Below are 23,698 nucleotides of genomic sequence, written 5' to 3'. Positions count from 1 at the left end.
TGCAAATACGCTAACTCTTTGTTTTAATTTCAGTATAAAGTTCGGTATTTGAAGTGTAAGAAAGCGTAAATTTTCAGTATTCGTGATCTTAATCACGCTTATCTAATGCACTAATACAATGAAAAGTAAGGTGTCGTATTGTAAATAGGATTACCATCGAACAGAGAGCTATTCTTGAACAGCCCAATTACCCTAGAAGCCTTACATATTCTTGATGCCATTGACCGCAGAGGCAGCTTCGCCGCTGCAGCAAATGAGCTTAACCGAGCACCTTCATCCCTTAGTTATCAGATTCAAAAATTAGAACAAGATCTTGATCTCGTTATTTTTGATCGGTCTGGACACAAAGCAACGTTCACACACGCCGGAAAGCTATTACTTGAACGTGGAAGAATGTTATTAAGTGCAGCAGAAGATATGGTATCGGATGCAAACGTACTGGCTCACGGTTGGGAGTTGGATTTAACAATCGCTCATGATGGTATTGTTCCTGTAAATACATTTTTCCCGTTAGTTGAGCATTTGGGAGCGGTGAGTAAAACACGCGTTAAGCTGCAAGAAGAAATCTTAGCTGGGTGTTGGGAGTCGCTTGCTTACGATCGCGCGGATCTTCTTATCTGCCCGAAACCAGATACATACCCACAGGACGTAAAAGCAGAGCCAATCGGCGAGATGTCGATGACTTGGGTAGCGGCTTACGATCACTATATACATCAGAGAAAAGGCGAGTTTGATAACGATTCGCGCAGCCATTATCGCGCAATAGTAATCGCAGATACTGCAAGAGAAGCACCGGCGCTGAGCCGAAATATTTTGGATGAACAACCTAGATTAACGGTAACAAGCTTCCACGCAAAAGTTGAAGCGTTGACTGCTGGGCTAGGTATTGGAACCATTCCAACCCACATAGCGAAAGAGATGATTGAGAAGAAGCTTCTAAGAAAAATAGAAGGGACGGAAGACGCCCCTGTTGAAATTGTGCTTGCTTGGCGAAGAAATAAAATGGGTAAAAGTAAATCTTGGTGTATTCAATATATTAAGAAAAACTGGAAAGTGGACTACTCATTTAAAGGGAGCCTCATATCGGCAATGCCATCTTCAAACTGAATGTCCAATTCAAAACCCATTTTCTGAGCTAGCATGATCATGCCACGATTCGTCGGCATGGTCATACCGGACATCTGTTTGGTTCCTCGCTCTTTGCAATATCTTATCAACTTATCCATTAATACTCGTCCGAGCCCGCACCCTTTGAGATCGGATCGCACTAAAATAGCAAATTCAGCATCAAAGTTTTCTGGGTCAGAGAGTACTCTTGCTACGCCAATGATTCGTTTCTTGCCTTCATGGTATTGTTGAGCAACAAATGCCATTTCTCTATCAAAATCTATCTGCGTGAAGTTAGCTAATGCCTCGTGATTAAATTCACCGACATCACTGAAGAATCGTTTGTAGAGATCGTCTTTCGAAACATTTGAGATAAACTCAGCGTGGTCAGGCTCATCTTCAGGCAGGATAGGGCGTAACAACACATCGCTGTTGTCTTTTAACACAACATGTTCTTCGTGTTCGATTGGATAGGGGCGAATGGCCAAACGCTGGTGAGAATCGCCTTCGAATTCTTCGATAGTCAGGTCCGCATCCAAGATTGTAAAATCTTCACCGTTAGCGAGTACTGGATGTATATCCAGCCCTTTGATTTGCGGGCAATCTATTACCATTTGCGAAATACGTACAAGGAATTCACTAAGCCCATCGACGCTCATCGGGTTTGGCAGTTGTTGAACTCTGAGCTTATTTCTTTTTATTGCTCGAACGATAAGATAGCGAGCAAGTGTCATATTCAAAGGTGGAATTGCAGCTGTGGCATCCATTGCTTCATTCCATTCAGAACCACCTTCGCCCAACAATATGACAGGACCAAAGGTAGGGTCTGATTTGACTTTGATTCTGATTTCTTGAGCGCCCGCACGGTTGGCCATGCCTTGAACCAACAAACCCTGTATACGAGCACTAGGGTAAGTAAGGGAAACCCGATCCAGAATAGACTGCGCAGCCGAAGCCACCTCGACGCTGTTTCTTAAATTAAGCATAACCCCCTGAACATCAGACTTGTGAGCGATGTCGGGTGAACGAAGTTTAACAGCAACGGGATAGCCGATATTCTCTGCAATATGTACCGCTTCGGATGGGTCGCTTGCGAGCCAAGTAGGTAAGGCATTGAATTTGTATTGTTTTAGTAAGAAATCTATTTGGTGGGTATCCAAATGTGTGTTCCCCTCAGATAACTGGTTATTTATCCAGTCTCTCGCGAGATCAACATCATTGTGCTCAATTTGACCCGCTGAAGCTGGCGTTTCCATTAATTGTTTCTGATTACGCCTGTATTCCACCAAATGCATGAATGCGGTAACCGCACTTTCTGGTGTTCTATACGTTGGTATTCCGGCTTGTGTAAAAAGCTGACGCGCATCTTTTGTGCTTTGTTCACCACACCAATTCGTCAAGATGTTAAAACGTCTGGCGTTGGGGTGTTTTTTGACACAATCGATAATGGCTTGCGCTGTCTCGGTCGAGTGAGCAACAGCGGAAGGACTATGCATTATCAACAACGCGTCGAATTCATCTCCATCCATTAACGTACCAATTGTGTCAACGTATCTTTGGCTATTGGCATCACCAATCATGTCGATAGGGTTACAACCGGACCAACTCGTAGGTAGTAGGGTAGAGAGTTTGTTGGTTGTGTCATTACTCAATTCAGCTAACTTACCACCCTTATCCATTAGGGTATCGATAGCCATAATCGCGGGGCCGCCGCCATTTGTAACAATAGCAAGGCGCTCGCCTCGAAGGGGAACAGAATGAGTCAGCGTTTCAACTGCTGCGAACAGTTCGTGGGTATTTTTTACTCTCAGCATTCCAGAACGCTGTATCGCTGCATCATATATAACATCCAAGCTGGGAATACTGCCTGTATGTAATGTTGCAGCTTTTTGCCCTGCAATAGAGCGACCGCCTTTTAAAACGAGTATTCGGCGATTTCGGCTTGCTGCTCGAGCTGCGGACATAAAACGTCTGGCGTCTTTAATACTGTCTATGTACAGCAATATCGCTTCGGTTTTACTGTCTGTACAAAGTGTGTCGAGAAGTTCATCGAAATCAACATCCGATCCATTACCAATTGAGATAAATGCCGAAAAACCAATCTGCTTGTCATTTGCCCAGTCCAGAACGGTGGTGCAAACAGCGGCGGATTGAGAAATAAAAGCTATTTTCCCAGGAAGGGCTGTAACAGGAGAAAAAGAGGCATTGAAACGGTGCCAAGGTAGAATTAAACCCAGACTATTAGGCCCCAGAATTCTTACGTTGTAACGTCTGGCTAGCTCAATACATTTTTTTTCATAAGAGTCACCACTTTGGTCGAGGCAGTGCATATCAGACGAAAGAATGACTACTGCACCAACACCTTTTCGCGCTATTTGTTCAAAGAGTTCTACGTTTCGAGATGCATGAGTACACAATATAGCTAAGTCAGGAATGATTGGCAGAGACTCGACAGTCGGGTAAGCCAACACGCCACATACAGATTTGTATCTTGGGGACACTGGCATAATTGCTCCCTGAAATCCCCCTTGGAGCAAATTGTTCATTACGATGTAGCCAGCCCGTGTAGGTAACTGTGAAGCACCGATAACCGCAACAGATGTTGGACTGAGAAGCTTATTTAACCGATTCATCAACGCTCCATAAAATTCATAAAAAACAATTTGGCAAGCATCATACTAGTATATACCGATGCTATCCGTGATTTCAGGTTTCAACACGAAAATCTGAAGCTAACTCATTGAGTTGACGTAGTATACTCAAACCACCTCAAGGTGCTAGGTTCAGCGAGAATTGCTTGATTTTCAGGCAAGGAACCGATTTGAAGATCTAGTGGTTCTAAATCTAGAATCGGTAACGCGGCATGAAAACCAAGCAAACTCACCCTTGGGAGCTCATCTTCTGTCCCATTTCATCGTCAAAGAACTTGGAAAGGACTCGTCATTCCACTGCGTTCTTTTCCTTGACCTGAAACTGAAGATAAAGCTCTGAATCCTGCACCTTGAGGTGGTTTGAGTATATAAGTGTAAGCAATTTAAGCTATCGTGTAGATAGATTTCAGTATGTGATCTACAACAGTGTTTGGTGTCGTTCGCTCCATGTTGTTCGCAAAAAAACTAAACACTAATTCCTCTAGAGCAAATATTGTGGGAATCATCACGAGTTGAGTTACAATTAACTGGGGACTGCACTTGATTCTGCGTGAATCAATGTGCATGATTTGAAAAGAATAAATTAGCGTAAGCATTACACATGAAAAAAATTTCAATTATCAGTCTTTCGATACTATTGGCAGCTTGTGCCTCGGATACATACGAGAAAGGGGTGACCAGCGAATCTTATTCAGAAGATTACAAAGTAGATTCGATCCAAGCTCCAATTACCCAGCAAGCACAAATACAAGAAGTTTCGATTAATGAAACACCTAAGATGGCTGCTCAAACAACAACGCCAACGGTCGCAGTCCAAGAAGAAAAGAAAGTAGTGAAACTTGCTCCTAAACCACAAGTTCAAAAGAAGAAGATCAAGATTCTTCCTCCTACACATAACCAGCTAAAATCGAATCCACGCTATGGATACACTATTCAAGTAATAGCTTTGGATAGAGAAAGTAAACTTGAAAGGTTTGCAAACAGACTCCCTAAAGGTCAGCCGATTTGGGGCAACTATAAGCAAGTTAATGGAACAAATTGGTACACAATCTTATATGGTGACTATGCAACATCAGCAGAAGCCAAAGCTGCAATTGCTACTTTGCCAGAGGATTTTAAAAAGTTGAAACCCTTCCCTAAGAGTATTGACGCAATAAAGAACTCTGACTACCCAGTAATGGATAAATTGAATTAATTTCCAAACATATAAAAGAGGGCGAAAGCCCTTTTTTTTGTGCTCAAATTTTATAAAAGGTATCAGCAATAGCCAGTAAGGCTTATATGCTGACCGGTTGCACAGCAAATTACCTAAAATTTACTGAATATTGATATGCAAACCTTTAGAATGATAACAGACAGTTTTTCATGGAAAGACCCCATAAGATGACTAAAAAAAATATCCTTTTACTATGCGGCGGGGGATCCAGTGAGCATGAAGTTTCTCTGGTGTCAGCCAATTTTATTCAGCAGCAGCTTAAGTTTAATAGTTGTTTTAACGTCATTCGTGTTGAAATGACAAAAGAAGAATGGCGTTTAGAATGTGGTACAAAAACAGAATTAGATATAGCGCATTCAATGCTGAAAGGCGATGACCACGAATTTCGAATCGACTATATTGTTCCGTGTTTGCATGGATACCCAGGCGAAACGGGTGATGTTCAATCTATGTTTGAGCTCGCCAAAATCCCGTACCTTGGGTGCGGCCCCGAAGCGAGTACAAACAGTTTTAATAAAATCACCTCTAAGCTGTGGTATGACGCGCTAAATATTCCAAATACTCCTTACGTTTTCCTTTCTGATAACAACGAAAACGCTTATCAGAAGTCTGTCGATGCATTTAAGAAATGGGGAACTCTATTTGTTAAAGCGGCAAGGCAGGGTTCATCTGTAGGTTGTTACAAGGTCACTAATGAGTCCGATCTAAAAGATGCGATTGATAAAGCCTTTTCGTTTTCTGAGCAAGTACTGATTGAAAAAGCGGTTAAACCGAGAGAATTAGAGCTCGCTGCATTTGAATATCAAGGCGAACTAATTATTACCAAGCCTGGCGAAATCATGGCTCCTGAAAATGGCTTTTATACGTATGAAGAAAAGTACGGTGCAGATAGCCATTCTATAACAGAGGTTGAAGCTAAAGACTTAACAGCACAACAAGTAGAAGAAATACGTGCACACGCTAGAAAAGTATTTGAGCATATGGGGCTTAAAGACCTTTCTAGAATAGACTTCTTTTTAACCGAAGATAGCGAAATATACTTAAATGAAGTCAACACGTTCCCTGGAATGACGCCAATTTCAATGTTTCCTAAAATGGTTGAGTATTACGGTATAAGCTTTACAGATTTTTTAAGCGATGCTATCAGCAAGTCGCTACGTTAATCCCACGGTTTAATCGTTACAAACTTAAGCTTTTCTCTATCCGCAGTGCCTAGTTTTCCCAAATACTGAGCAGGCATTGCGGGACTCAACCACCTGCCAAAATCTTGAATTTCTTTCAATTTATAGCCTTGCGACGCTAACTCTTTGGCTGCACCTATACGACTGGATTGCCCTGAAAAATTCTCACTTCCTGATAATCCGAGTAGCTGGCCGCCCCTTCTAAAAATACGATAGATCGAAGAATCATCTAATGTGGATTCATACAGGTTTTCATGTTTATCGATGCGGCAAAAAAGAATGTTAGTATGATTCCTACTAATCCATTTTCTGAGTGCGAACGAAGAGTTAATGCTCAACTCATATACCTTGTCACCCAAATGAATAATGGCGATTTCGTTCTTAAAACCGATGTTGTCCATATTCATGTTTCTTAGCTCGGAACGTTTTAGTGCGCATTCGAACATGATGCAATAAATAGCCAAATCTCGTATATCTTTGGTTAGGATCGACGAAGAAAGTAGATTGTTGAGATCATGCAAATGCTCACTAGTAAAAGCGCGCACACTTTTAGAATCACCATGCTTTTGAAGTCGTAATTCACTTAATAAAAACTTTATCTGACGATGATTCGTTGGGTCGGAATAGGAGTGAATTCGATGTATCGTACCAATAGTTAGGCAACATCTTCGTATTGAAGCAAATTTTTTCTTAGAGGATTCCTGATTTAGAAATCGTTTCACTGCAGCAATAGAAGCGGGTAGGGAAGCTACGTCATTCTCAGCACAAAATGAAACAAAATGATTCCAATCATTAACCATAGACTTCAATGAATTAGCTGAATACTGATTACTTGTTATTTTGTCTAACATGTTAAGGTTAATTTGTTGTGAAAACAGTTTTACACTTGTGGCTCTAATTGATGAATCTGTGATCGGAGATATGTTTTTCTTCATTTTAACGCACTATAACAGGCAATATTGTTACTAATTCTACTTGCGAATCCAAGGATTACAATTATTATTAATAGAAACAAAGAACTAAGAGTTCAGCAATATGGCAACGAGTATGCACCGAGGCTTTACTTTGCAGTCATCCAACGGCGAAGTATGGCAAGTTAAAATTAAAAACAGAGTACTTTCCGGGAACCTTGCTTCAGTAAAGAAAAGCATTGATTGGTGGTGTGATACTGCATCTCTGATTGACCCCAAAGAGTTTTCAACTTTGGAAGCTAAAAAAGTCGCTGCCGGGACAGAAGAAAATTACAATGGTTTCCAACTAAAAAACGATACTGGTGCGCCTAACGCTTGGTATTGTTTCTTTAACGGTAGATTGATTAAAGGTGGAAAACTCGCCATTCAAAAACACATTGATGCACACTTGGCTGCTGCCGCCAAAAAAGGATAAAATAAATTTTTGTCGATAGGATTGAGAATCAAGCATGTCTCTAGTGTATTCAACGGAAGTTGGGCGTATTAAGCCTGAAGAAGTTAAAGAGCAACGCCCTAAAGGTGATGGTGTAGTTAGAATTCAGCGCCAGACTAAAGGACGAAAAGGTAAAGGTGTATGTATCGTCACTGGGCTAGATTTAGATGACGCACCTTTAAAACTGCTTGCGGCAGAATTGAAAAAAGTGTGTGGATGCGGTGGCTCAGTAAAAGATGGAACGATCGAAATTCAAGGTGATAGTCGCGATAAAATAAAAGCGCATCTAGAAAAGAAAGGTCTTACTGTTAAGTTAGCCGGCGGCTAAGAATCATAGATATTGGATAGTCATAAGCCAGGTCAATCTGGCTTTTTTTATGCCTGCCGCACACATAGTCTAAGTGCTAATTATCATGTCTTAATCTTTGATTAAAGTAATGATTATTAGCTATTTTATGGTAAATGGGATTATGGTTAAATAGCTCGAGTTTTGACGGGTTAGGACAAAGGTAGAAGAATAGTTCTTACATAGACTCACACCTTATTTAACATAAGATAGATAATACGCACTGGGTGTGTAAACCCAAAGCGATAATGTCCTAATATTTCCAAGTGAATCTGTCCTATGTCTGCTTGGAGGTATTTAGGATGTTAGTTACGATGAACGACCATGATTTGCAACGTTTCTCCATTATCCAAGATGTGTTAAACAATAAGTTAAAGCGCCGAGATGCCACATCCATTCTTGGAATAAGCTACCGACACTTGTCTCGCATACTTAAAGCTTGGCGTTGAATCCCTAGCCCATGGCAACCGGTAAACCTTCGAGCAATCGCATCAGCGATGACACCAAGCTCCACGTACTCAAACTTATCTCAGAATACTATCTAGATTTTGGCCCAACGCTCGTACATGAAAAGCTTACAGAAGTTCACGGATTTAATATCTCCTTGGAAACGCTTCGCCAATGGATGATCGCTGATGCTCTTGGGTTCCACATTCCAAAAGAAAACCTCGAATTAATCAACTTCGTTATCGCAGAGACTGCTTAGGTGAACTGATCCAAATTGGATGCTGGTAAGCATTTAAGATCTGTCCGCTCGTCATATCGAGGAAATTAGTTTCTTTTGTTGCTGAATGCCTACATACGCAGCGTGTGGAAATCCGAATATTCCTATGCTACTCAGAAAATAAGTATGTTCTCGAAACAAACGATCGCGTTACATACTATGACAGAATGCAAGTCAAATGATTGAGAATCAAAGACATATAGTTACTGGTTAATTGTCAATTAGCTGATCGAAAATCAGGCTTTGGACTCAGTATCCCATAAATTTCCGGATCAGTATCACATCTAACAGTGGATATCCCTATACATTTTTTATTTGGAATCGCATACTTAAATGAACAAACCAATAGGTTTATTTAAAAGCAATATTAATGAGAATATTATAATTATGAAGTGTCGTTTCGTTCTGATTCTTGGAACTTTTATCTTGCAAGGATGTGCCGCTACAACAGATGGCAGTGATGATAAACAATCAGTATTACAATCCCACATTTCTACCTCTCTAAAAGATAGTGCCAAATATTACCCTCACGCATGGACTACTCAGAGGTTCAACGCCTATTTGGAACTTCCGTCGAACAAAGCTTTTGCCGTCCATTGGAAAGGGAAACGAGCGATGGCTTTTGGTTTTGCTAGTGGAAAGCTTTCTATTGAAGCTGCAAAAAAGGAGGCATTGCTTCTTTGTTCAGCAAGATCGTCAGATCCTGAGAAGTGTGAAATTGCTGCTTTTGAAGAAACAGCAATGAATATCGATACTAAAGGCTACCCTGTCGAGGTTTCTAGCACGAAAGACATAGAAACGTTCAACAAGTTCAATTCCAGTGGTAGCCATTCTGCCATTGCAGGAAATCAACTCGGGCTTCTAGGCTTTGCAACAGAAGTGAATTCTCAAGCTGAAGCTGAAGAAATGGCTATGAGGCAATGCCTCAAAAAAACACATTACACCCTGCCCAAATGTAAAATTATCGCTTCTAAATAACGATAATAAATAACTAACCCTGCAACAAAAAGGCTCCTTTGATAAGGAGCCTTTTTTATGCTTCAAAAACACCCTGTAAGTAAATTACCAAATGTGGATAAGCTGTTGGTAACGTTGTTTTATTAACGATACCGGCATAGCGAGCACTTACACACTCTAATTGTAAACCAATTCGTCCGGGACAAAATAGAGATGGCACGATAAATATAAGTCATTGTATTTACGCGGTTATATGAATGTATCAGATTTTTATTCTGGTGGTTACGGTTGGTTTTTATTACAAAGCTCAATTTGTAACGTCCAAGCCCTGTAACGGAATTTTCTCAGAAGAGTGAAAGCTAGATTGTTTAACTTATGAGCTTGATTTGACGAATGGAGTTTTCAAAAGTACTTGTATAGAGCGAGTAAGACGGAGAGGCTGGGTGTGGAGGATGACAGACATAAAAAAAGCTAGGTTGCCCTAGCCTTTCTTTTCTTCTCGGATTTCGTTTGCAATTATTTTTATTGCTTCTGCTGTACTCATCCCTTGCGCCATAAGAGACTGTATTCTCTCCACAGCTTCTTGTTGCTCTTTATGAGTTAATGTAGGTAAATCTTGGAACATGTTTGAGCTCCCCTTTTATTGGAAGCCGAGGATAACGAAATAGTTAGTAACTGCCAAGGAAATTAACGTAAACGCCCATTGAATTGGCGTTGGTATAACTAGCACCCAAGTCCATAGTGATTATACCCAGAGGAGTTAGCCCTATACCCGCAGTGATTGTGCCTTCATCGTTTTCTTTAGCAAGATTGGTATAGTAACCACCACGAAGTTGGAGTTGTCTCATGACATCAACTTCAATACCTGCTCTAAGCATCTGTGAATCATCGCCGCTCATGCCTTTGAACTTGTCTCGCTTTACTAAATCGTAATCGACACTAAAGGTATAATAATCGCCAACTAATCCAGCACCAACAGTGTAATTTGGTCTCATTTCATAGGTATCACCTATTTCAACAACTCGTCCACCTACATTTACACTCTCTTGATTGGTGACGATGTCACGTGTCATTATATTCATTGCAGACGCACCAATTCTAAAAGGTCCGTAAAACCATACAGCTCCTAAGTCTAGGTTGAATGCGGTTTCACCAGCTGTAGAATCCGTGATACGTCCGAATCCGAAATTGGAAAAGGAAGCGTGACTGGCAACTGAATACACCCTTTGAATTTTTGGCGATGCGCCAATAGAAACATGTTGTCCAAACAAAGTGTAGTATTTTGCGAATGTTACTCCTAGTTCAGTAACGCCAATCCCCATGACTTTAATCAGTGATTGGTCGAGTTTGTCGATATCAGGAACTGAACTAGGTGCCATGTCGGCAGTTATGTATGATTCAGTATAGATTTTGCCAAACACGTTCATCGATACGAATTGGTTTGGAATGGCAAATGCCGCCGTAAGACCTATATCTAACGCTATTTCGTCGCCAACGAGTTTATCGTAAACAGATAAGATTTCGGTTGGGTCACCAGCATCAATTGCGTCTGCTGCGCTTTTTATGTCTTGCAGCATTTTACCATTATCTGTGTAGGTTAAGCCCACGCCGGGGATGATCATACCAGCGTTGTCGTCTCTTCGATACAAGGCTGCAAGAGAAGGATTATAGAATGGTGCCGATAGAAAATCAGCGGATACAACCCCTACTCCTCCCATGGCGTCACCTCGACCATCGACAGAATAGTTTGCAGCATTAACAGAACCTGCAGCGAGTGCGAGTGCGAGTGCGAGTGCGATAGTAGTGGATAAACTGATTTTTTTCATAATCAAACCGTAACATTGTCCTTTTGATCGTTATCGGCTTAAATTATCAGATCTTTAGTATTATTAATCCACCGAAATATCGTAGGTTTTACTAATTACTTGTTGATCTTCAATAGAAACTGCACCTTGCCATCGACGGTGTGTAATTGATACAGCTAATACATATCTATCGGGATCCAAATCTCTTAAAGGTATTGAACTGGGGTAATCGCTTTCATATTCTTGTGACCATACCTTTTGATACTTTCCCTCAAGAAAGTCGAAAAGTGAAATGTTTAGCACAGGAAGTGGACAGTGTTTATTCAGAAGACCTGTTTTCTCGACTTTCCAGTTATCCTTGGATTGCCATCTAACGATTTGCTTAGCTTGCGGTTCTGACATAACAGCCCATGTAACCCAAGGTTCCTCATTTATCGGCTTTATTTTTAGTAGATATAAGCCGCTAGCTAAACGCGCATTCAAGCTATATCGTTTTTGAAATATGTTTTGATTAGAGGATTCAGAGCTAAGTTTGTCAAAAGATGACTCATTAGACACACTTTGTTCGCCCCAGCGATCTAATTCAATAGACTCTATTTCTTTATTTCCTAATACGTCGATGATCACACTTGAATTATTTCTACCTGGAGATTGGATCATCTGACGTCTTATAACCACTTCATCAATCCAATCTGGAAGCCCTTCAACGTTCAAGGAGCGACCACAATCTCTCTCTATAGACTTAAGAAATAGTTGATCTAAGTGATTAGCGACGTATTTCGACGGATTTTGCTGCCATACTTCAACTATTGCTGAGAATGCTCCCTCTAAATCATCTTCTAGAAGTTTTTGGTGTGCACTTGTTAGCGAGGTTTGCTGCTCAAACCACTGATTCGTCGAGTGAGCAGTTACCGGTAAAATGCAAATTAACCCCGTAAGTAAATGGCGGAACATTAGCTTTTCATCTTATATCCGACACCACGCAACGTTTCAATGTCGATGCCTGGTAGTTTTTGTCTAAGTTGCAACACATGTGTATCGACAGTTCGAGTCGTAGGAAAGTGGTTGTATCCCCAAACGTGATCAAGCAGCTCGTCTCTGGTAAATACACGTCCTAAATTGGTCGCCAAAAACAACAGAAGATCAAACTCGGTACGAGTTAGGGTAACGTTTTCTTCTTTGTAGATGACATCACGAGTGTTTTTATCGATGACCAGATGCTCTGTTGTAACACGAGAATCATCCAGTTCTTCTCCATCTGGCGCTCTCATCTGCGCACGGATACGAGCAAATAGCTCAGCTTCCGCGAAAGGCTTTGTCAGATAATCATTTGCACCGGCATCAAGCCCGTTTACTTTGTCCTTTACGGAAACTAAAGCAGTTAGCAAAATCACAGGAACTTGTTTGATTTTTTTCCATTCTGGCAAATGAGTTACGGAATCACCATCTGGTAACTGCCTGTCTAATATGACTAGATCGGCTTTGTCCCATAGCGGGGTTACTTCAGAAATTGTTTCCGCGTGGTGGCATTCATAACCTGCTTGCTCTAGGCTTACAAGCAATCCATCCGCTAAGTTTTTATCATCTTCAACCAGAAGCAGTGTCTGTTTCACAGGGTATCTCCAATATAAATGTTGTTGGTGGGCCTTGAAGAGACATTTTGCCTCCCATTCGTTCAACCATTGACTCTACAATTGTCAAACCTAGCCCCAGTCCACTTTTACTCACAAAAGGCTTTCGAAGCGTCTTCCAATCTCTCTTAGTTAAATTACCGTGGTCGGTAACCTTAAAAATCACACAATTCTTTTTTGTCTTAACACTTAAACCTACAGGTGCTACACCATATTTGACGGCATTGTTTACTAAATTGTCTAAGCATGTCCCTAACCAGTAAATGTTCACTTTTATCGCGCTATCTTTATCTAGCTCGATATGTATTGGTTGTTCTAATTCCTCAAATCTGTACTCGAGCCATTCCTTCACAGAAGGCAGCCATTCACTAGAAAGTTGTTGATTATCCGATTGCAAATAGTCCTTACTTGCCTCAGCCAATTGGCGTAATCGCCTAGAGTCTTCGCATAATCGTCGAAATTCGTCGTATACGGTTTCGGGAAGGTTCTCAAACTCTCTTCTAAAACCCTCAACGGTTAGTGACAGGCTGGCTATGGGCGTTCGCAATTCGTGGGTCAGAATCTGTAAAACTAACATCCTACTTTGCATTTCTTTGCGCTTACTATTCCAGCGAGTAACCGCCCAACCAAGAATCAAAACAACATTGAATATCGCCAGCCCAATCATAATATGCAAAAGCAAATCAGAATGGTTTTCTACTTCCCAGCATATATTTCCGCTTTTAACGAAACAGCTAACTTTGCCATTGTATAGCGTCGCCTTTAATTCTTGTTGTTTCAGTAATATTTCCCACAAATCTTGGGGGAATATTAAATATTGGTCACCTTGTCGCAGCCAAAGTTCACTATCATGCATTAACATTTCAGAACCTGAGAGCAATGCCTTCATGGTGATGTAATCCATGCGCTGCAACTTGCCTAACAAACTGGTTGTACCGGATTCAGGTCTCTCTTCGATGTGCATGTAGTCTTCTAGTTGCTCATACATGTCCGGATGGGTTACAGCGTAACGGGCTGCATATGTACCACCACCTGGATGAATTAAGCCAGATCGCGCAAACCATTTAATGGGGAGCTTGGTCCCTTTACAAATAGCACGTGTAAAAACAAGAGGCTCTGTAATTAGTGGGCTTAATGGAAGCTTGCCTTTACAGGTTTCAGATAAGCTGTATAGCCGCTGTATATCTTTTAAAGGGTAATTTGCCGTCTGAGGTAGCATCGATTCAGGCGTTAGAAGCTTGTTGGGGAAATCCGACTGAATGATACGCATGTCATAGGAATCAATTGCCTTAGAGGTATCAAATTGACTTTTAAATTCCTCAATTCTCTCTGGCAAGCTTTGTGCGTAAGCGGCGGATGTAAAAACGCAGCCTAAAGTCAAATATACGATATTTCTTAGCAAAGCTGTTTCGTTCTCTATGGCATTTATCGGTGAGTTCGCAATATAACACTAATAAGAATGTGATTATAACAGCAGCTCTACGTTATTAACCAATTGCTGACATTCGCGATGATTATCTTGGAAGAGTTTACATTGCTCATACATAGTGACGTTGTCACACCAAGGCGAAAATAAAAAGGGAAGCTTAGCTTCCCTTCTATCATAAAGCTTTTTTAAAGCGCTGAGCTTGAATTACAAATGAGCAGATATTTGTACACAAGATTCTTTCGCATCCCCAAAGAGCATTTGAGTGTTCTCTTTAAAGAATAGTGGGTTTTGTACACCAGCATAACCCGTATTCATCGAACGCTTAAATACGATAACGTTTTGGGAATTCCAGACTTCAAGTACTGGCATTCCAGCAATTGGACTATTTGGATCCTCCTGCGCGGCTGGGTTAACCGTATCGTTCGCCCCTATAACCAAAACAGTATCGGTTTCTGGGAAATCGTCGTTAATCTCATCCATCTCAAGAACAATGTCATATGGCACTTTAGCTTCTGCTAACAGTACGTTCATATGCCCTGGTAATCGGCCTGCAACAGGGTGTATGCCAAATCGAACTTCAACGCCATGTGCTCGCAATTTTTCAGTTATTTCATGTACCGGATATTGAGCTTGTGCTACTGCCATTCCGTATCCTGGAGTGATAATGACTGATTTAGAGTTTTTCAGCATTTCCGCGACTTCTTCAGCAGATGTTTCAGTATGCTCTCCATGATCTTCATCACCGCTAGATACCGAGACTTCCTGACCAAATCCACCTGCAATAACACTAATAAATGAGCGATTCATAGCCTTACACATGATATATGAAAGGATAGCGCCTGAAGAACCTACAAGTGCACCGGTTACAATCAGAAGATCGTTTGCTAGCATGAAACCTGCCGCCGCCGCAGCCCAACCAGAGTATGAGTTGAGCATCGAAACAACAACAGGCATATCAGCTCCACCTATCGACGCAACAAGGTGATAACCAAATACAAAAGCAATTAACGTCATCAGAATGAGGGCGAACATGCTCCCATCGGCTTCGACAAAATGAACCATCAGATAAGCCGATACGACTAGCGCAGCTAAGTTCAACTTGTGCTTATGAGGTAAATTCAATGCAGATGAATTAATGACCCCACGTAACTTACCAAATGCAACGACCGATCCTGTAAATGTAACCGCGCCTATAAATACGCCTAAAAATACTTCAACCATGTGGATGACGTGTTTAGCGTGTGCATCGACATCGGTTACAGCGATAGCCGGTGGATCAATGTAGCTATTGTAACCAACTAAAACAGCTGCCATACCGACAAAGCTATGCAAAATGGCAACTAACTCTGGCATTTCGGTCATTTCGACCTTTTTAGCGTAATGAATACCAATACCGCCACCAATAACCATGGCAAGAATGATCCACACTACGCCAGATGTATCGGGTCCAAAAATGGTTGCGATAAGGGCAATTGCCATACCAGCGATGCCGTAATAGTTACCTGCTCGCGCAGATTCTTGCTTAGATAGTCCCGCTAAACTCATGATAAAGAGTATTGCGGCGACAATGTATGCGGCTTGTACTAATCCTGCAGACATGTGATTACTCTCCTTTAGTCTTTACGGAACATTTCAAGCATACGTTTGGTGACGGTAAAACCACCAAATATATTAATGCTTGCAATTAGAACGGCGATAAATGACAAGAAGGTAACGACCCCACTCCCTTGCCCTATCTGCAATAAAGCACCCACAACGATGATTCCAGAGATGGCGTTGGTAACGGACATCAGTGGAGTATGAAGTGAATGCGATACATTCCAAACGACGTAATAGCCGACAACGCAAGCTAAAACGAATACCGTAAAGTGAGCAAGGAACGAAGCTGGAGCGACCGAGGCAACCCAAGCAAACGCACCTACCCCTATAGCCAGAGCTGCTACCTTTTTGAAAGGTGATGTAGGTTCCTCTGCCTTAACAGCTTCAACAGGTTGAGCTTTGGGTTTCACTTCTGGTTGGGCGGATACTTGTATCGGGGGCGCTGGCCAAGTGATTTCACCCTCTTTGACTACTGTTACCCCTCTTAAAACGACATCATCAAAATTGATATCGATGTTACCGTCTTTCTCTTTACATAGCAGTTTTAGAAGGTTGACAAGGTTGGTTCCGTAAAGCTGTGAGGATTGAGTTGGGAGCCGACCGACCATATCGGTATAACCCACAATTTTTACGCCATTCGGGGTGGTGATCACTTCGTCGGCTACCGTGTACTCACAGTTACCGCCGTTTGCAGCAGCAAGATCGACAATGACACTGCCCGCTTTCATACTATCGACCATCGCCTTTGTAATTAGCTTAGGTGCTGGTCGTCCAGGAATGAGGGCCGTCGTAATAATAATGTCGACATCTTTGGCTTGATCAGCATACAGCTCTTCTGCCTTTTTATTGAATTCATCAGACATTTCTTTGGCATAGCCATCACCAGACCCTGAGTTTTCTTGAAAATCTACTTCTAAAAACTCAGCCCCCATAGATTGGACTTGCTCTTTTACTTCAGGGCGAACATCAAATGCGCGTACAATTGCACCTAAGCTACCTGCTGCCCCAATGGCTGCAAGACCAGCTACACCGGCTCCAGCTATAAGGACTTTTGCAGGAGGTACTTTACCAGCAGCTGTAATTTGACCGGTAAAAAAGCGCCCGAATTCATGCGCGGCTTCTACCACTGCCCGATATCCTGCGATATTTGCCATAGAACTTAATGCGTCAAGGGCTTGCGCTCTCGAAATTCTTGGTACGGCATCCATCGCCATCACGTTGATGTTTTTGCTGGATAACTTCTCCATGAGGGCTTCATTTTGTGCAGGCCAAATAAAGCTGATAAGGCTCGCACCTTCTTTAATCAAATCAAATTCATCAACGCCAGATTCAGGATCGACCTGAGGAGCATTTACTTTTAGAATCAGGTCGCTTTTCCAAACGTTATCTCGAGAGACAACAGTCGCGCCAGCTGATTCAAAAGCTGCATCATCAAAACTTGCCAGAACCCCTGCTTGGCTCTCAACCGAGACATCAAATCCCAGCTTTAATAACTGCTCTACCGTTTTCGGCGTTGCAGCCACTCGCCTTTCACCTGCGAGTGTTTCTTTAGGCACACCAATTTGCATAGTTATTCCCTACTAAATGCACAATTAATAATCAGTTTTTATCTAACGATGAGATTAACTTCAACTAAAACGTATTGAAAACACAAAGTTTCATTAGATATAACGTTAAAGAATGAAGGAGCCTCATCTTTATCTTAAAAAATTATCGCAATTAAATTCAGTTATATTTTCAACTTTCAAAAAGTTTTTAATTTTTCAAAACAATGAAAGAGCCATTAAGCATACTGCTTAATGGCTCTCAAAAAGGTGACTAAAATCAATTCGATGTGCTGCAAAAAAACTATTTAGTTGAAAATATTATCGCCCATTTGGTCAATAAACATCTGCGCCTTTTTTAGCATGAACTCATTTGCATCGGATTCTGTTGCTAAAACGTCAGATCGAATAAATGTATGTGTTTTGGTTTCGCCTGAATCAAAAGTTTTGGTTATTCGGCCGGCTATTCGATACTGACCACCTTCAGGTTTTGGTTCTTGGTAAATCAGATAACCATTATACTCAACAGGTTCTGCTTCTTGTACGACGGTTTCTTTTGAACCACCAAATAAACGAGAAAAGAGTCCCACAAATTACTCCTTATTCTTCTTTCTTTTTTAGGATAGGTACTTCGTACCACTCTAATTCATCGTCATCATGTCGTCTAGGCTTGGTAAAAATTACAGGAATGCTATCTTCAGTTCGTTTACGACGATCATCTTTTATCATGCTTTCGGCCGCTATAAGCGCATCGTCAACCTGTTTTCTCAAGACAACAAGACGCTCCTCAGGCAATGCAGACAAAAAATCTATATCATGTCGAATATAAATTGGACGTAATTGGTTTAATGCAATACAAGCCAAATCGGCAAGTTGCTCACTGTCATAACTGTCTGAATAGTCGGGTTCTCCTAGACGGTTTCCTACTAATGTCTCCATATAGTTGTGCACATCGACGCTTATTTTCATTTATGTACTTCCCTATGTTTCAATCATGACGTCTATTCCGATATAAACGCTTAATCAGTAACAACGCCAATCGACTTGTTTCTGCTTCAGCGACCTATTCGTTTTGTATCATAAAAACTAGCCTAAATGCGCAGTAGTACGCTACTTTTCATAATAAGTTTAGCAAAACGCTTGGAAATTATGTGAATAAAAGTATCCTATTCCTTTATGCTGATCCGGCTATATGTAGCTGCTGTTGACGGATTTTTTGAACTCAAATGACTTTACCTGCGATAAACGCAAACCTGGTCCGATTCCTATTTCCTTTATTCCTGGTAACAGGCATTCTCCATGGTATCGATCAACTTACCCCTCTTATCAGTCAAAACCAAGGTGCCATTGGTTTTCTTCCTTATCTATTGTTTTCTATCGCGCTGATCTTGTGTCACAGCTTTAACCAAGGCCGAATGGGCATGATAGCGGTATCCATGATGCTGGCATATTTGGTGATACAAGAAAGACTACAGGTTCCACTAAATTTTGGAACGACCAAACTTGAATTCTCAATCTTGGCATTTTTAATGCCTGTCTCATGCATGACCGTTTACCTTTTCCCAAACAAACGTTTTTTTTCAAAGACGGGCATAGCATATTTACTTCTGCTTAGTTTGTTTATTGGTTGGGCATACCTCACCGTTGAGCACTTTTCACAAAACGGAATGGATCATTTATGGGAAGGCATCTTATTTTCGATTCCCCAAGTATCTAAACTTCCATTTTTAGCGGTTCTGTACAGTGTGATTTTTGTTGGCATCTCTGCAATTATGGTACTTACACGTCGAGAAGCTCTTGATTATGCAGTATATAACTGTCTATTGTTGTCTACCGTCACGTTTGGATTTTTTCAACTTTCGTATATTTCGGCTGTGTTTTTCTCTCTTGCCGGTATTTTGCTGATATACAACATCATGTCTACTAGCCACTCACTGGCTTTTATCGATCAGTTAACCGAGATCCCCAGCCGAAGAGCATTGGAAAACGAGATGGGTCATTTAGGTCGAAATTACTCGATTGCTATGCTAGATGTTGATCACTTCAAGAAGTTCAATGATACCCATGGGCATGATACGGGAGATGATGTACTTCGCTTGGTCGCAAAGACACTTAAAAATGTCGAAGGGAAGGCTAAAGTTTATCGTTATGGTGGTGAAGAATTCACGGTGTTATTTAAAGGAAAAACCGCTGATGAATCTTTTCCTTTTCTTGACGAGTTAAGAGAAAACGTCGCGAGCTATGACATGGTTGTGCGAAATCGCTCTGATCGCCCTAAAGATGATAAATTGGGCACAAAGAAGCGAGGCTCTAATAATACTGAGAAAACAGTGAATGTGACGATAAGTATCGGTGTAGCGGATAGTTCAGATATAAAACACCCTAAAAAGGTACTTAAAGCAGCAGATGAGGCACTATATAAAGCGAAAAAAAATGGGCGAAATTGCGTCGTTACTAGTTGAGTCTGTTGATATCTCTCTTTTTAAACACATATCCTTTCATTGTTGTTCCGAAAATGGTCTAAGATCACACCTTTATGTTGTTCATTCATAATTCGCTAGCCTACTCTTTTAGTTTACGGTAACTTCGATTTTGCAGGAAACAATCTGCATCAATTTGTATATATAAAGAGTTTAATTATGAGTCAAAAAGTCAATGGCACGGTAAAGTGGTTTAACCAAGATAAAGGTTTCGGATTTATCACTCCTGAAACAGGTGGTAAAGACGTATTTGTTCATTTTTCTGCAATTCAAGGGACGGGGCACCGTAACCTAGAAGATGGTCAGAAAGTATCGTTTGTTGTTACAGACGGACAAAAAGGACCACAAGCCGAAGACGTCAATGCCATCTGATTCTTAGCTTGCTGCTAGATAGAACAGCCACCTCATTCAGGTGGCTTTTTCATACCCATAATATACACGAGTATTTGTGCTAAAAGCCTTGTGGTAAGATTTTAACGTAACCACATTTATCTAGGTTTAAATATGCATACTTGGAAAGGCGCCAAACTATCTCACCCCTTCATAAACTTACCGCAGCACTTTTTTACGGAGGTGGATCCAACTTCGTTAGAAAATGTGCGCTGGGTTGATTGGAATACGCCGCTAGCAATGCATTTAGGATTCCCCAAAAAACCAGACGATGAAATGTTGTCCATTCTTTCAGGCTCAACATCACTGACGACATACCCTTCAATTGCAATGAAATATGTTGGCCACCAATTTGGGTCTTACAACCCTGATTTAGGTGATGGGCGTGGTTTGCTCCTGTGTCAGGTTCACGCAGACGAATCTCAATATGATATTCATATAAAAGGAGCAGGTTTAACACCCTATTCTCGTCAAGGGGATGGAAGAGCAGTTTTGCGTTCCAGTATCCGCGAATATCTGATGTCCGAGGCTATGCATAACCTAAAGATACCGACCAGCAGAGCGCTTGGTTTAGTCGTGAGTGATACCCCCGTTTACCGAGAGCAAGTGGAACAAGGTGCCGTATGCGTCCGTATTGCCAAAACACACATCAGATTTGGCCACTTTGAGTACTTATATTATACCAGCCAACATGACGATCTTAGATTGTTTGCTGATTATGTTATCGACCAATATTTTCCATTGGCTCGATCGTCAGGCTCCCCTTACCTTTCGTTTTTCAAAGAGGTTGTCTCGCGCACAGCATCTATGATCGCCCATTGGCAGTCCATTGGTTTTGCTCATGGGGTAATGAATACCGATAACATGTCCATTCTAGGCGAAACGTTTGATTATGGTCCATTCGGGATGATGGAAAAATTCGATCCATCCTTTATTTGCAATCACTCAGATTACCAAGGTCGATACGCGTTTGATAATCAACCATCCATAGGTCTATGGAATTTAACCGCATTGGCACAGTCACTATCACCACTAGTAGAAAAAAAAGAATTAGAGAGTGCGCTTGATGACTATTATTCACACCTGACCAAAGAATATAGCCTGCATATGAGAGCAAAATTGGGTCTCGTTGAATCTGAAGCCGGAGATACGGAATTGTTCAATGAGTTGTTCGCGTTAATGAAATCGCAAGAAGCGGATTATACCAATACGTTTCGTGCACTTTCTAATGTCGATAAAGTTGGATCTGAAGATTTTTTGGCGCAATTTACTGAAACTTCACCAGCAATAGCTTGGTTTGATAACTATGAGAAAAGGCTAGAAAGAGAATCAAGCGAAGTAGGTCTACGTTGTCTAACAATGCGTGCAACCAATCCAAAATACATTCTAAGAAATTACATGGCTCAACATGCAATTGATATGGCGAATCAAGGCGACTATTCGGAAGTGAAGCGTTTAAGGCAATTGCTTGAAGCCCCCTTTTCAGATGAATCTGGGCAGGAAAAAGACACACATCCAGCTCCTGATTGGGCTCAAGGTTTAGCGCTTAGTTGCTCCTCATGATATTCAGGAGCAGTGAGTGATTTAAGGTTTAGTGATGGATACAAGTAATCAGTTCGTGACGTATCTATCACGGCCTTCTGCTTTCGCCTTATAGAGCAAGACGTCAGCGGCACCATAAACATCTTCAGCTGTTTCACGACCGGTTGGAATGAAAGAGTAAACACCTTGTGACAACGTCACTATATCGTTAGTTGAAGACTTAGAATGTGGAATGCCTAATGAATGAATAGACTTTTGGACACGAATAGCCTGTTTTAGCGCATCTTCGGCATTGGCATTACTCACAATAACAACAAACTCCTCACCACCATATCGACCAACCAACTCTCCGGAGCGAGCAAAACACTGGTCTAATGTAGAGGCTATTTTTTGCAGACAGGCATCCCCTTCTATATGCCCGTAATGATCGTTATAGGCTTTAAAGTGATCAACATCTAGAAGTATGATTGTTAACGGTAGCTGATGTCGACCATGCCAAGATACCATGTCTCTTAATTCTTTATCGACATACCGCCTGTTGTATACTTGTGTGAGACCATCTTCATTTGCTTGTTGTTGAAGATGTATGTTCACTTGTTCTAATTGAGATGAAACCAGTTTTAGCTCTCTACGCATTTGGGCGATACGCTGCATGGCATTCATCTTTGCACCAAGTACAACTTTATTTACGGGCTTTACCAAATAGTCGTCGCCACCTGTTTCAATGGCTTTCGCAATGGTTTCAGGTTCTTCATGGCTACTTAGAAATATGATAGGAACCCAGTCATCATCACGAGCTCGAATCTCTTTAGCGACTTCAAATCCATCCATGTCTGGCATATTGATATCGAGTAAAACCAATTCCGGATCAAATGACGAATAGACATCAAGTGCTCGTTCTCCACTCTCAACAACCTCTACAACATGACCAAGCTGCTTGAGGCGAATCGCAAGCTGCATGCGCTCAAATTGTAGGTCATCGACAAGTAAAACCCTCATTGACGTATTCGGAGATTTCATAGACTCAAGCTGTTATTATTCTGACGGTATGAAATTAATATAGCATGCTGAACGTCGTGTACCCTATATATTGTCAGTAATTTGTTGACTTTTATCGCGATATTCCTAGCATGTGCTTTTTGAACATTGGAAGAAAATTTATGTCAAACGAAAACGAAACCCCACAACAAAAAGTCGACCTTACGACCGTATCAGCTGAATTGCGCCAAGTTATTGAGTTTGACAATGTTCCTGAAGAAATGCACTTGATGGTAACGTCGATTCACGAAGTCTCTGAAGAGGCAGTTAGAGAATCATGGGATGTGTTACCAGCTAGTGCTCAGAATGTGTTAGACAACTTTGAGCAATTCCATGCATTAGTTTCTGTAAGCCAAGCATTTGCTGGCTTAAATGTAATGGAAGAATTCCCTACCATAAAACTTCCCGAAGATATGTCAGAGCAAGATAAAGAAGAGTACCGAGCTTCTTTATTAGACCAAGTTTTACACAATTGTGTGAAGGACATGGTGAAACAACTGAAAAAAGCGAGAAGAGATGCCATCCTGAAACGTGATTTCAATCAGGTATTTCTAAAGTAACCAAGGAAACTTTCATTAAAAGGTCGCTTTTTGCGATCTTTTGTCTATTTTGAGCTGTATAAAGAACGCGTCTTGATTGTGAGATTGGAAATGC

Annotated in this window: 24 protein-coding genes; 12 read left to right on the top strand and 12 right to left on the bottom strand. The window is 41.2% G+C overall.

Features of this window, described 5'->3' with window-relative positions:
• Positions 1-174: 174 nt before the first annotated feature.
• A complete protein-coding gene (locus Q8W40_RS09305) occupies positions 175-1,107 on the top strand; it encodes a LysR family transcriptional regulator (protein WP_104402195.1) in 933 nt (310 codons plus the stop codon).
• Here the strand turns inward: Q8W40_RS09305 and Q8W40_RS09300 are convergent.
• Positions 1,059-3,740: a bifunctional acetate--CoA ligase family protein/GNAT family N-acetyltransferase gene (locus tag Q8W40_RS09300; RefSeq protein WP_305396892.1), complete on the bottom strand. Its 2,682-nt coding sequence runs from the start codon at positions 3,738-3,740 to the stop codon at positions 1,059-1,061. The genes Q8W40_RS09305 and Q8W40_RS09300 overlap by 49 nt on opposite strands.
• A gap of 619 nt (positions 3,741-4,359) precedes the next feature.
• Here Q8W40_RS09300 and Q8W40_RS09295 point away from each other — a divergent pair.
• Together Q8W40_RS09295 and Q8W40_RS09290 are read left to right on the top strand one after the other, a co-directional pair.
• A complete protein-coding gene (locus Q8W40_RS09295; RefSeq protein WP_305396891.1) occupies positions 4,360-4,953 on the top strand; it encodes an SPOR domain-containing protein in 594 nt (197 codons plus the stop codon).
• 188 nt (positions 4,954-5,141) lie between these two features.
• On the top strand, positions 5,142-6,137 hold the full coding sequence (locus tag Q8W40_RS09290) for a D-alanine--D-alanine ligase (RefSeq protein WP_305396890.1): 996 nt from the start codon (positions 5,142-5,144) through the stop codon (positions 6,135-6,137).
• On the opposite strand, the gene Q8W40_RS09285 is transcribed toward Q8W40_RS09290, so the two are convergent.
• Positions 6,134-7,090, bottom strand: a complete 957-nt coding sequence (locus tag Q8W40_RS09285; RefSeq protein ID WP_305396889.1) for a tyrosine-type recombinase/integrase — start codon at positions 7,088-7,090, stop codon at positions 6,134-6,136. The genes Q8W40_RS09290 and Q8W40_RS09285 overlap by 4 nt on opposite strands.
• A 100-nt stretch (positions 7,091-7,190) precedes the next feature.
• Here Q8W40_RS09285 and Q8W40_RS09280 point away from each other — a divergent pair, with 100 nt between their 5' ends.
• The 5 genes from Q8W40_RS09280 to Q8W40_RS09260 all read left to right on the top strand — a co-directional run bounded on the left by Q8W40_RS09280 (position 7,191) and on the right by Q8W40_RS09260 (position 9,607).
• Positions 7,191-7,541: a DUF3319 domain-containing protein gene (locus Q8W40_RS09280; protein WP_101115069.1), complete on the top strand. Its 351-nt coding sequence runs from the start codon at positions 7,191-7,193 to the stop codon at positions 7,539-7,541.
• Positions 7,542-7,575: 34 nt separating this feature from the next.
• Positions 7,576-7,887 carry a stress response translation initiation inhibitor YciH gene (gene yciH, locus Q8W40_RS09275; protein WP_101115068.1) on the top strand — a complete coding sequence of 104 codons (312 nt, stop codon included), beginning with the start codon at positions 7,576-7,578 and terminating at the stop codon, positions 7,885-7,887.
• Between the two features lie 320 nt (positions 7,888-8,207).
• Positions 8,208-8,354 (top strand): helix-turn-helix domain-containing protein, encoded by a 147-nt coding sequence (locus Q8W40_RS09270; RefSeq protein ID WP_305396888.1) that lies wholly within the window; start codon positions 8,208-8,210, stop codon positions 8,352-8,354.
• An 11-nt stretch (positions 8,355-8,365) separates the two neighbouring features.
• Positions 8,366-8,611, top strand: coding sequence for a hypothetical protein (locus Q8W40_RS09265; RefSeq protein WP_305396887.1), 246 nt, complete (start codon positions 8,366-8,368; stop codon positions 8,609-8,611).
• A 351-nt stretch (positions 8,612-8,962) separates the two neighbouring features.
• Positions 8,963-9,607: a hypothetical protein gene (locus Q8W40_RS09260; protein ID WP_305396886.1), complete on the top strand. Its 645-nt coding sequence runs from the start codon at positions 8,963-8,965 to the stop codon at positions 9,605-9,607.
• A 460-nt stretch (positions 9,608-10,067) separates the two neighbouring features.
• Here the strand turns inward: Q8W40_RS09260 and Q8W40_RS09255 are convergent, their stop codons facing one another.
• The 9 genes from Q8W40_RS09255 to Q8W40_RS09215 all read right to left on the bottom strand — a co-directional run bounded on the left by Q8W40_RS09255 (position 10,068) and on the right by Q8W40_RS09215 (position 18,563).
• Positions 10,068-10,211, bottom strand: coding sequence for a YoaH family protein (locus Q8W40_RS09255; RefSeq protein WP_101115065.1), 144 nt, complete (start codon positions 10,209-10,211; stop codon positions 10,068-10,070).
• A 43-nt stretch (positions 10,212-10,254) separates the two neighbouring features.
• Entirely contained in the window at positions 10,255-11,412 is a 1,158-nt protein-coding gene (locus Q8W40_RS09250; RefSeq protein ID WP_305396885.1) for a conjugal transfer protein TraF, read from the bottom strand.
• 63 nt (positions 11,413-11,475) lie between these two features.
• On the bottom strand, positions 11,476-12,345 hold the full coding sequence (locus Q8W40_RS09245; protein ID WP_305396884.1) for a DUF2861 family protein: 870 nt from the start codon (positions 12,343-12,345) through the stop codon (positions 11,476-11,478).
• The gene (gene vxrB / locus Q8W40_RS09240; protein WP_305396883.1) at positions 12,345-13,004 is read right to left on the bottom strand and encodes a response regulator transcription factor VxrB; all 660 of its coding nucleotides are present in this window, start codon (positions 13,002-13,004) and stop codon (positions 12,345-12,347) included. The genes Q8W40_RS09245 and vxrB overlap by 1 nt, the downstream gene beginning before the upstream one ends.
• Positions 12,979-14,424 (bottom strand): sensor histidine kinase VxrA, encoded by a 1,446-nt coding sequence (gene vxrA, locus Q8W40_RS09235; RefSeq protein WP_305396882.1) that lies wholly within the window; start codon positions 14,422-14,424, stop codon positions 12,979-12,981. Before vxrA ends, vxrB begins: the two co-directional genes overlap by 26 nt.
• A 231-nt stretch (positions 14,425-14,655) precedes the next feature.
• Entirely contained in the window at positions 14,656-16,050 is a 1,395-nt protein-coding gene (gene pntB, locus Q8W40_RS09230; RefSeq protein ID WP_305396881.1) for a Re/Si-specific NAD(P)(+) transhydrogenase subunit beta, read from the bottom strand.
• A 14-nt stretch (positions 16,051-16,064) separates the two neighbouring features.
• On the bottom strand, positions 16,065-17,618 hold the full coding sequence (locus Q8W40_RS09225) for a Re/Si-specific NAD(P)(+) transhydrogenase subunit alpha (RefSeq protein ID WP_305396880.1): 1,554 nt from the start codon (positions 17,616-17,618) through the stop codon (positions 16,065-16,067).
• Positions 17,619-17,902: 284 nt separating this feature from the next.
• Positions 17,903-18,184: an HlyU family transcriptional regulator gene (locus Q8W40_RS09220; RefSeq protein WP_305396879.1), complete on the bottom strand. Its 282-nt coding sequence runs from the start codon at positions 18,182-18,184 to the stop codon at positions 17,903-17,905.
• 10 nt (positions 18,185-18,194) lie between these two features.
• Entirely contained in the window at positions 18,195-18,563 is a 369-nt protein-coding gene (locus Q8W40_RS09215; protein WP_305396878.1) for a late competence development ComFB family protein, read from the bottom strand.
• 257 nt (positions 18,564-18,820) lie between these two features.
• On the opposite strand from Q8W40_RS09215, the gene Q8W40_RS09210 reads away from it, so the two are divergent.
• The 3 genes from Q8W40_RS09210 to Q8W40_RS09200 all read left to right on the top strand — a co-directional run bounded on the left by Q8W40_RS09210 (position 18,821) and on the right by Q8W40_RS09200 (position 22,027).
• Complete coding sequence (locus tag Q8W40_RS09210; protein ID WP_305396877.1) at positions 18,821-20,056, top strand: GGDEF domain-containing protein; 1,236 nt, start codon at positions 18,821-18,823, stop codon at positions 20,054-20,056.
• Between the two features lie 177 nt (positions 20,057-20,233).
• Entirely contained in the window at positions 20,234-20,446 is a 213-nt protein-coding gene (locus Q8W40_RS09205; protein ID WP_305396876.1) for a cold-shock protein, read from the top strand.
• A gap of 132 nt (positions 20,447-20,578) precedes the next feature.
• On the top strand, positions 20,579-22,027 hold the full coding sequence (locus Q8W40_RS09200; protein WP_305396875.1) for a protein adenylyltransferase SelO: 1,449 nt from the start codon (positions 20,579-20,581) through the stop codon (positions 22,025-22,027).
• A gap of 48 nt (positions 22,028-22,075) precedes the next feature.
• Here Q8W40_RS09200 and Q8W40_RS09195 read toward each other — a convergent pair whose 3' ends face one another.
• Complete coding sequence (locus tag Q8W40_RS09195; RefSeq protein ID WP_305396874.1) at positions 22,076-23,026, bottom strand: GGDEF domain-containing response regulator; 951 nt, start codon at positions 23,024-23,026, stop codon at positions 22,076-22,078.
• A gap of 140 nt (positions 23,027-23,166) precedes the next feature.
• Between Q8W40_RS09195 and Q8W40_RS09190 the strand changes: the two genes are divergently transcribed.
• Positions 23,167-23,604 (top strand): DUF3069 domain-containing protein, encoded by a 438-nt coding sequence (locus Q8W40_RS09190; RefSeq protein ID WP_101115053.1) that lies wholly within the window; start codon positions 23,167-23,169, stop codon positions 23,602-23,604.
• Positions 23,605-23,698 lie beyond the last annotated feature (94 nt).

Origin of the sequence: Vibrio penaeicida, assembly GCF_030689305.1 — a bacterium.
Taxonomy (GTDB): Bacteria; Pseudomonadota; Gammaproteobacteria; order Enterobacterales; family Vibrionaceae; genus Vibrio; species Vibrio penaeicida_B.
Note: the sequence above shows the minus strand (reverse complement) of the source record. Positions and strands in the feature narration are given on the sequence as shown.

What these genes read in the sequence shown, in the direction of transcription:
- Q8W40_RS09300 (WP_305396892.1), bottom strand. Translation starts at nt 3,740, where the DNA reads ATGAATCGGTTAAATAAGCTTCTCAGTCCAACATCTGTTGCGGTTATC.
- Q8W40_RS09295 (WP_305396891.1), top strand. Translation starts at nt 4,360, where the DNA reads ATGAAAAAAATTTCAATTATCAGTCTTTCGATACTATTGGCAGCTTGT.
- Q8W40_RS09290 (WP_305396890.1), top strand. Translation starts at nt 5,142, where the DNA reads ATGACTAAAAAAAATATCCTTTTACTATGCGGCGGGGGATCCAGTGAG.
- Q8W40_RS09285 (WP_305396889.1), bottom strand. Translation starts at nt 7,090, where the DNA reads ATGAAGAAAAACATATCTCCGATCACAGATTCATCAATTAGAGCCACA.
- Q8W40_RS09280 (WP_101115069.1), top strand. Translation starts at nt 7,191, where the DNA reads ATGGCAACGAGTATGCACCGAGGCTTTACTTTGCAGTCATCCAACGGC.
- yciH (WP_101115068.1), top strand. Translation starts at nt 7,576, where the DNA reads ATGTCTCTAGTGTATTCAACGGAAGTTGGGCGTATTAAGCCTGAAGAA.
- Q8W40_RS09270 (WP_305396888.1), top strand. Translation starts at nt 8,208, where the DNA reads ATGTTAGTTACGATGAACGACCATGATTTGCAACGTTTCTCCATTATC.
- Q8W40_RS09265 (WP_305396887.1), top strand. Translation starts at nt 8,366, where the DNA reads ATGGCAACCGGTAAACCTTCGAGCAATCGCATCAGCGATGACACCAAG.
- Q8W40_RS09260 (WP_305396886.1), top strand. Translation starts at nt 8,963, where the DNA reads ATGAACAAACCAATAGGTTTATTTAAAAGCAATATTAATGAGAATATT.
- Q8W40_RS09255 (WP_101115065.1), bottom strand. Translation starts at nt 10,211, where the DNA reads ATGTTCCAAGATTTACCTACATTAACTCATAAAGAGCAACAAGAAGCT.
- Q8W40_RS09250 (WP_305396885.1), bottom strand. Translation starts at nt 11,412, where the DNA reads ATGAAAAAAATCAGTTTATCCACTACTATCGCACTCGCACTCGCACTC.
- Q8W40_RS09245 (WP_305396884.1), bottom strand. Translation starts at nt 12,345, where the DNA reads ATGTTCCGCCATTTACTTACGGGGTTAATTTGCATTTTACCGGTAACT.
- pntB (WP_305396881.1), bottom strand. Translation starts at nt 16,050, where the DNA reads ATGTCTGCAGGATTAGTACAAGCCGCATACATTGTCGCCGCAATACTC.
- Q8W40_RS09225 (WP_305396880.1), bottom strand. Translation starts at nt 17,618, where the DNA reads ATGCAAATTGGTGTGCCTAAAGAAACACTCGCAGGTGAAAGGCGAGTG.
- Q8W40_RS09215 (WP_305396878.1), bottom strand. Translation starts at nt 18,563, where the DNA reads ATGAAAATAAGCGTCGATGTGCACAACTATATGGAGACATTAGTAGGA.
- Q8W40_RS09210 (WP_305396877.1), top strand. Translation starts at nt 18,821, where the DNA reads ATGACTTTACCTGCGATAAACGCAAACCTGGTCCGATTCCTATTTCCT.
- Q8W40_RS09205 (WP_305396876.1), top strand. Translation starts at nt 20,234, where the DNA reads ATGAGTCAAAAAGTCAATGGCACGGTAAAGTGGTTTAACCAAGATAAA.
- Q8W40_RS09200 (WP_305396875.1), top strand. Translation starts at nt 20,579, where the DNA reads ATGCATACTTGGAAAGGCGCCAAACTATCTCACCCCTTCATAAACTTA.
- Q8W40_RS09195 (WP_305396874.1), bottom strand. Translation starts at nt 23,026, where the DNA reads ATGAAATCTCCGAATACGTCAATGAGGGTTTTACTTGTCGATGACCTA.
- Q8W40_RS09190 (WP_101115053.1), top strand. Translation starts at nt 23,167, where the DNA reads ATGTCAAACGAAAACGAAACCCCACAACAAAAAGTCGACCTTACGACC.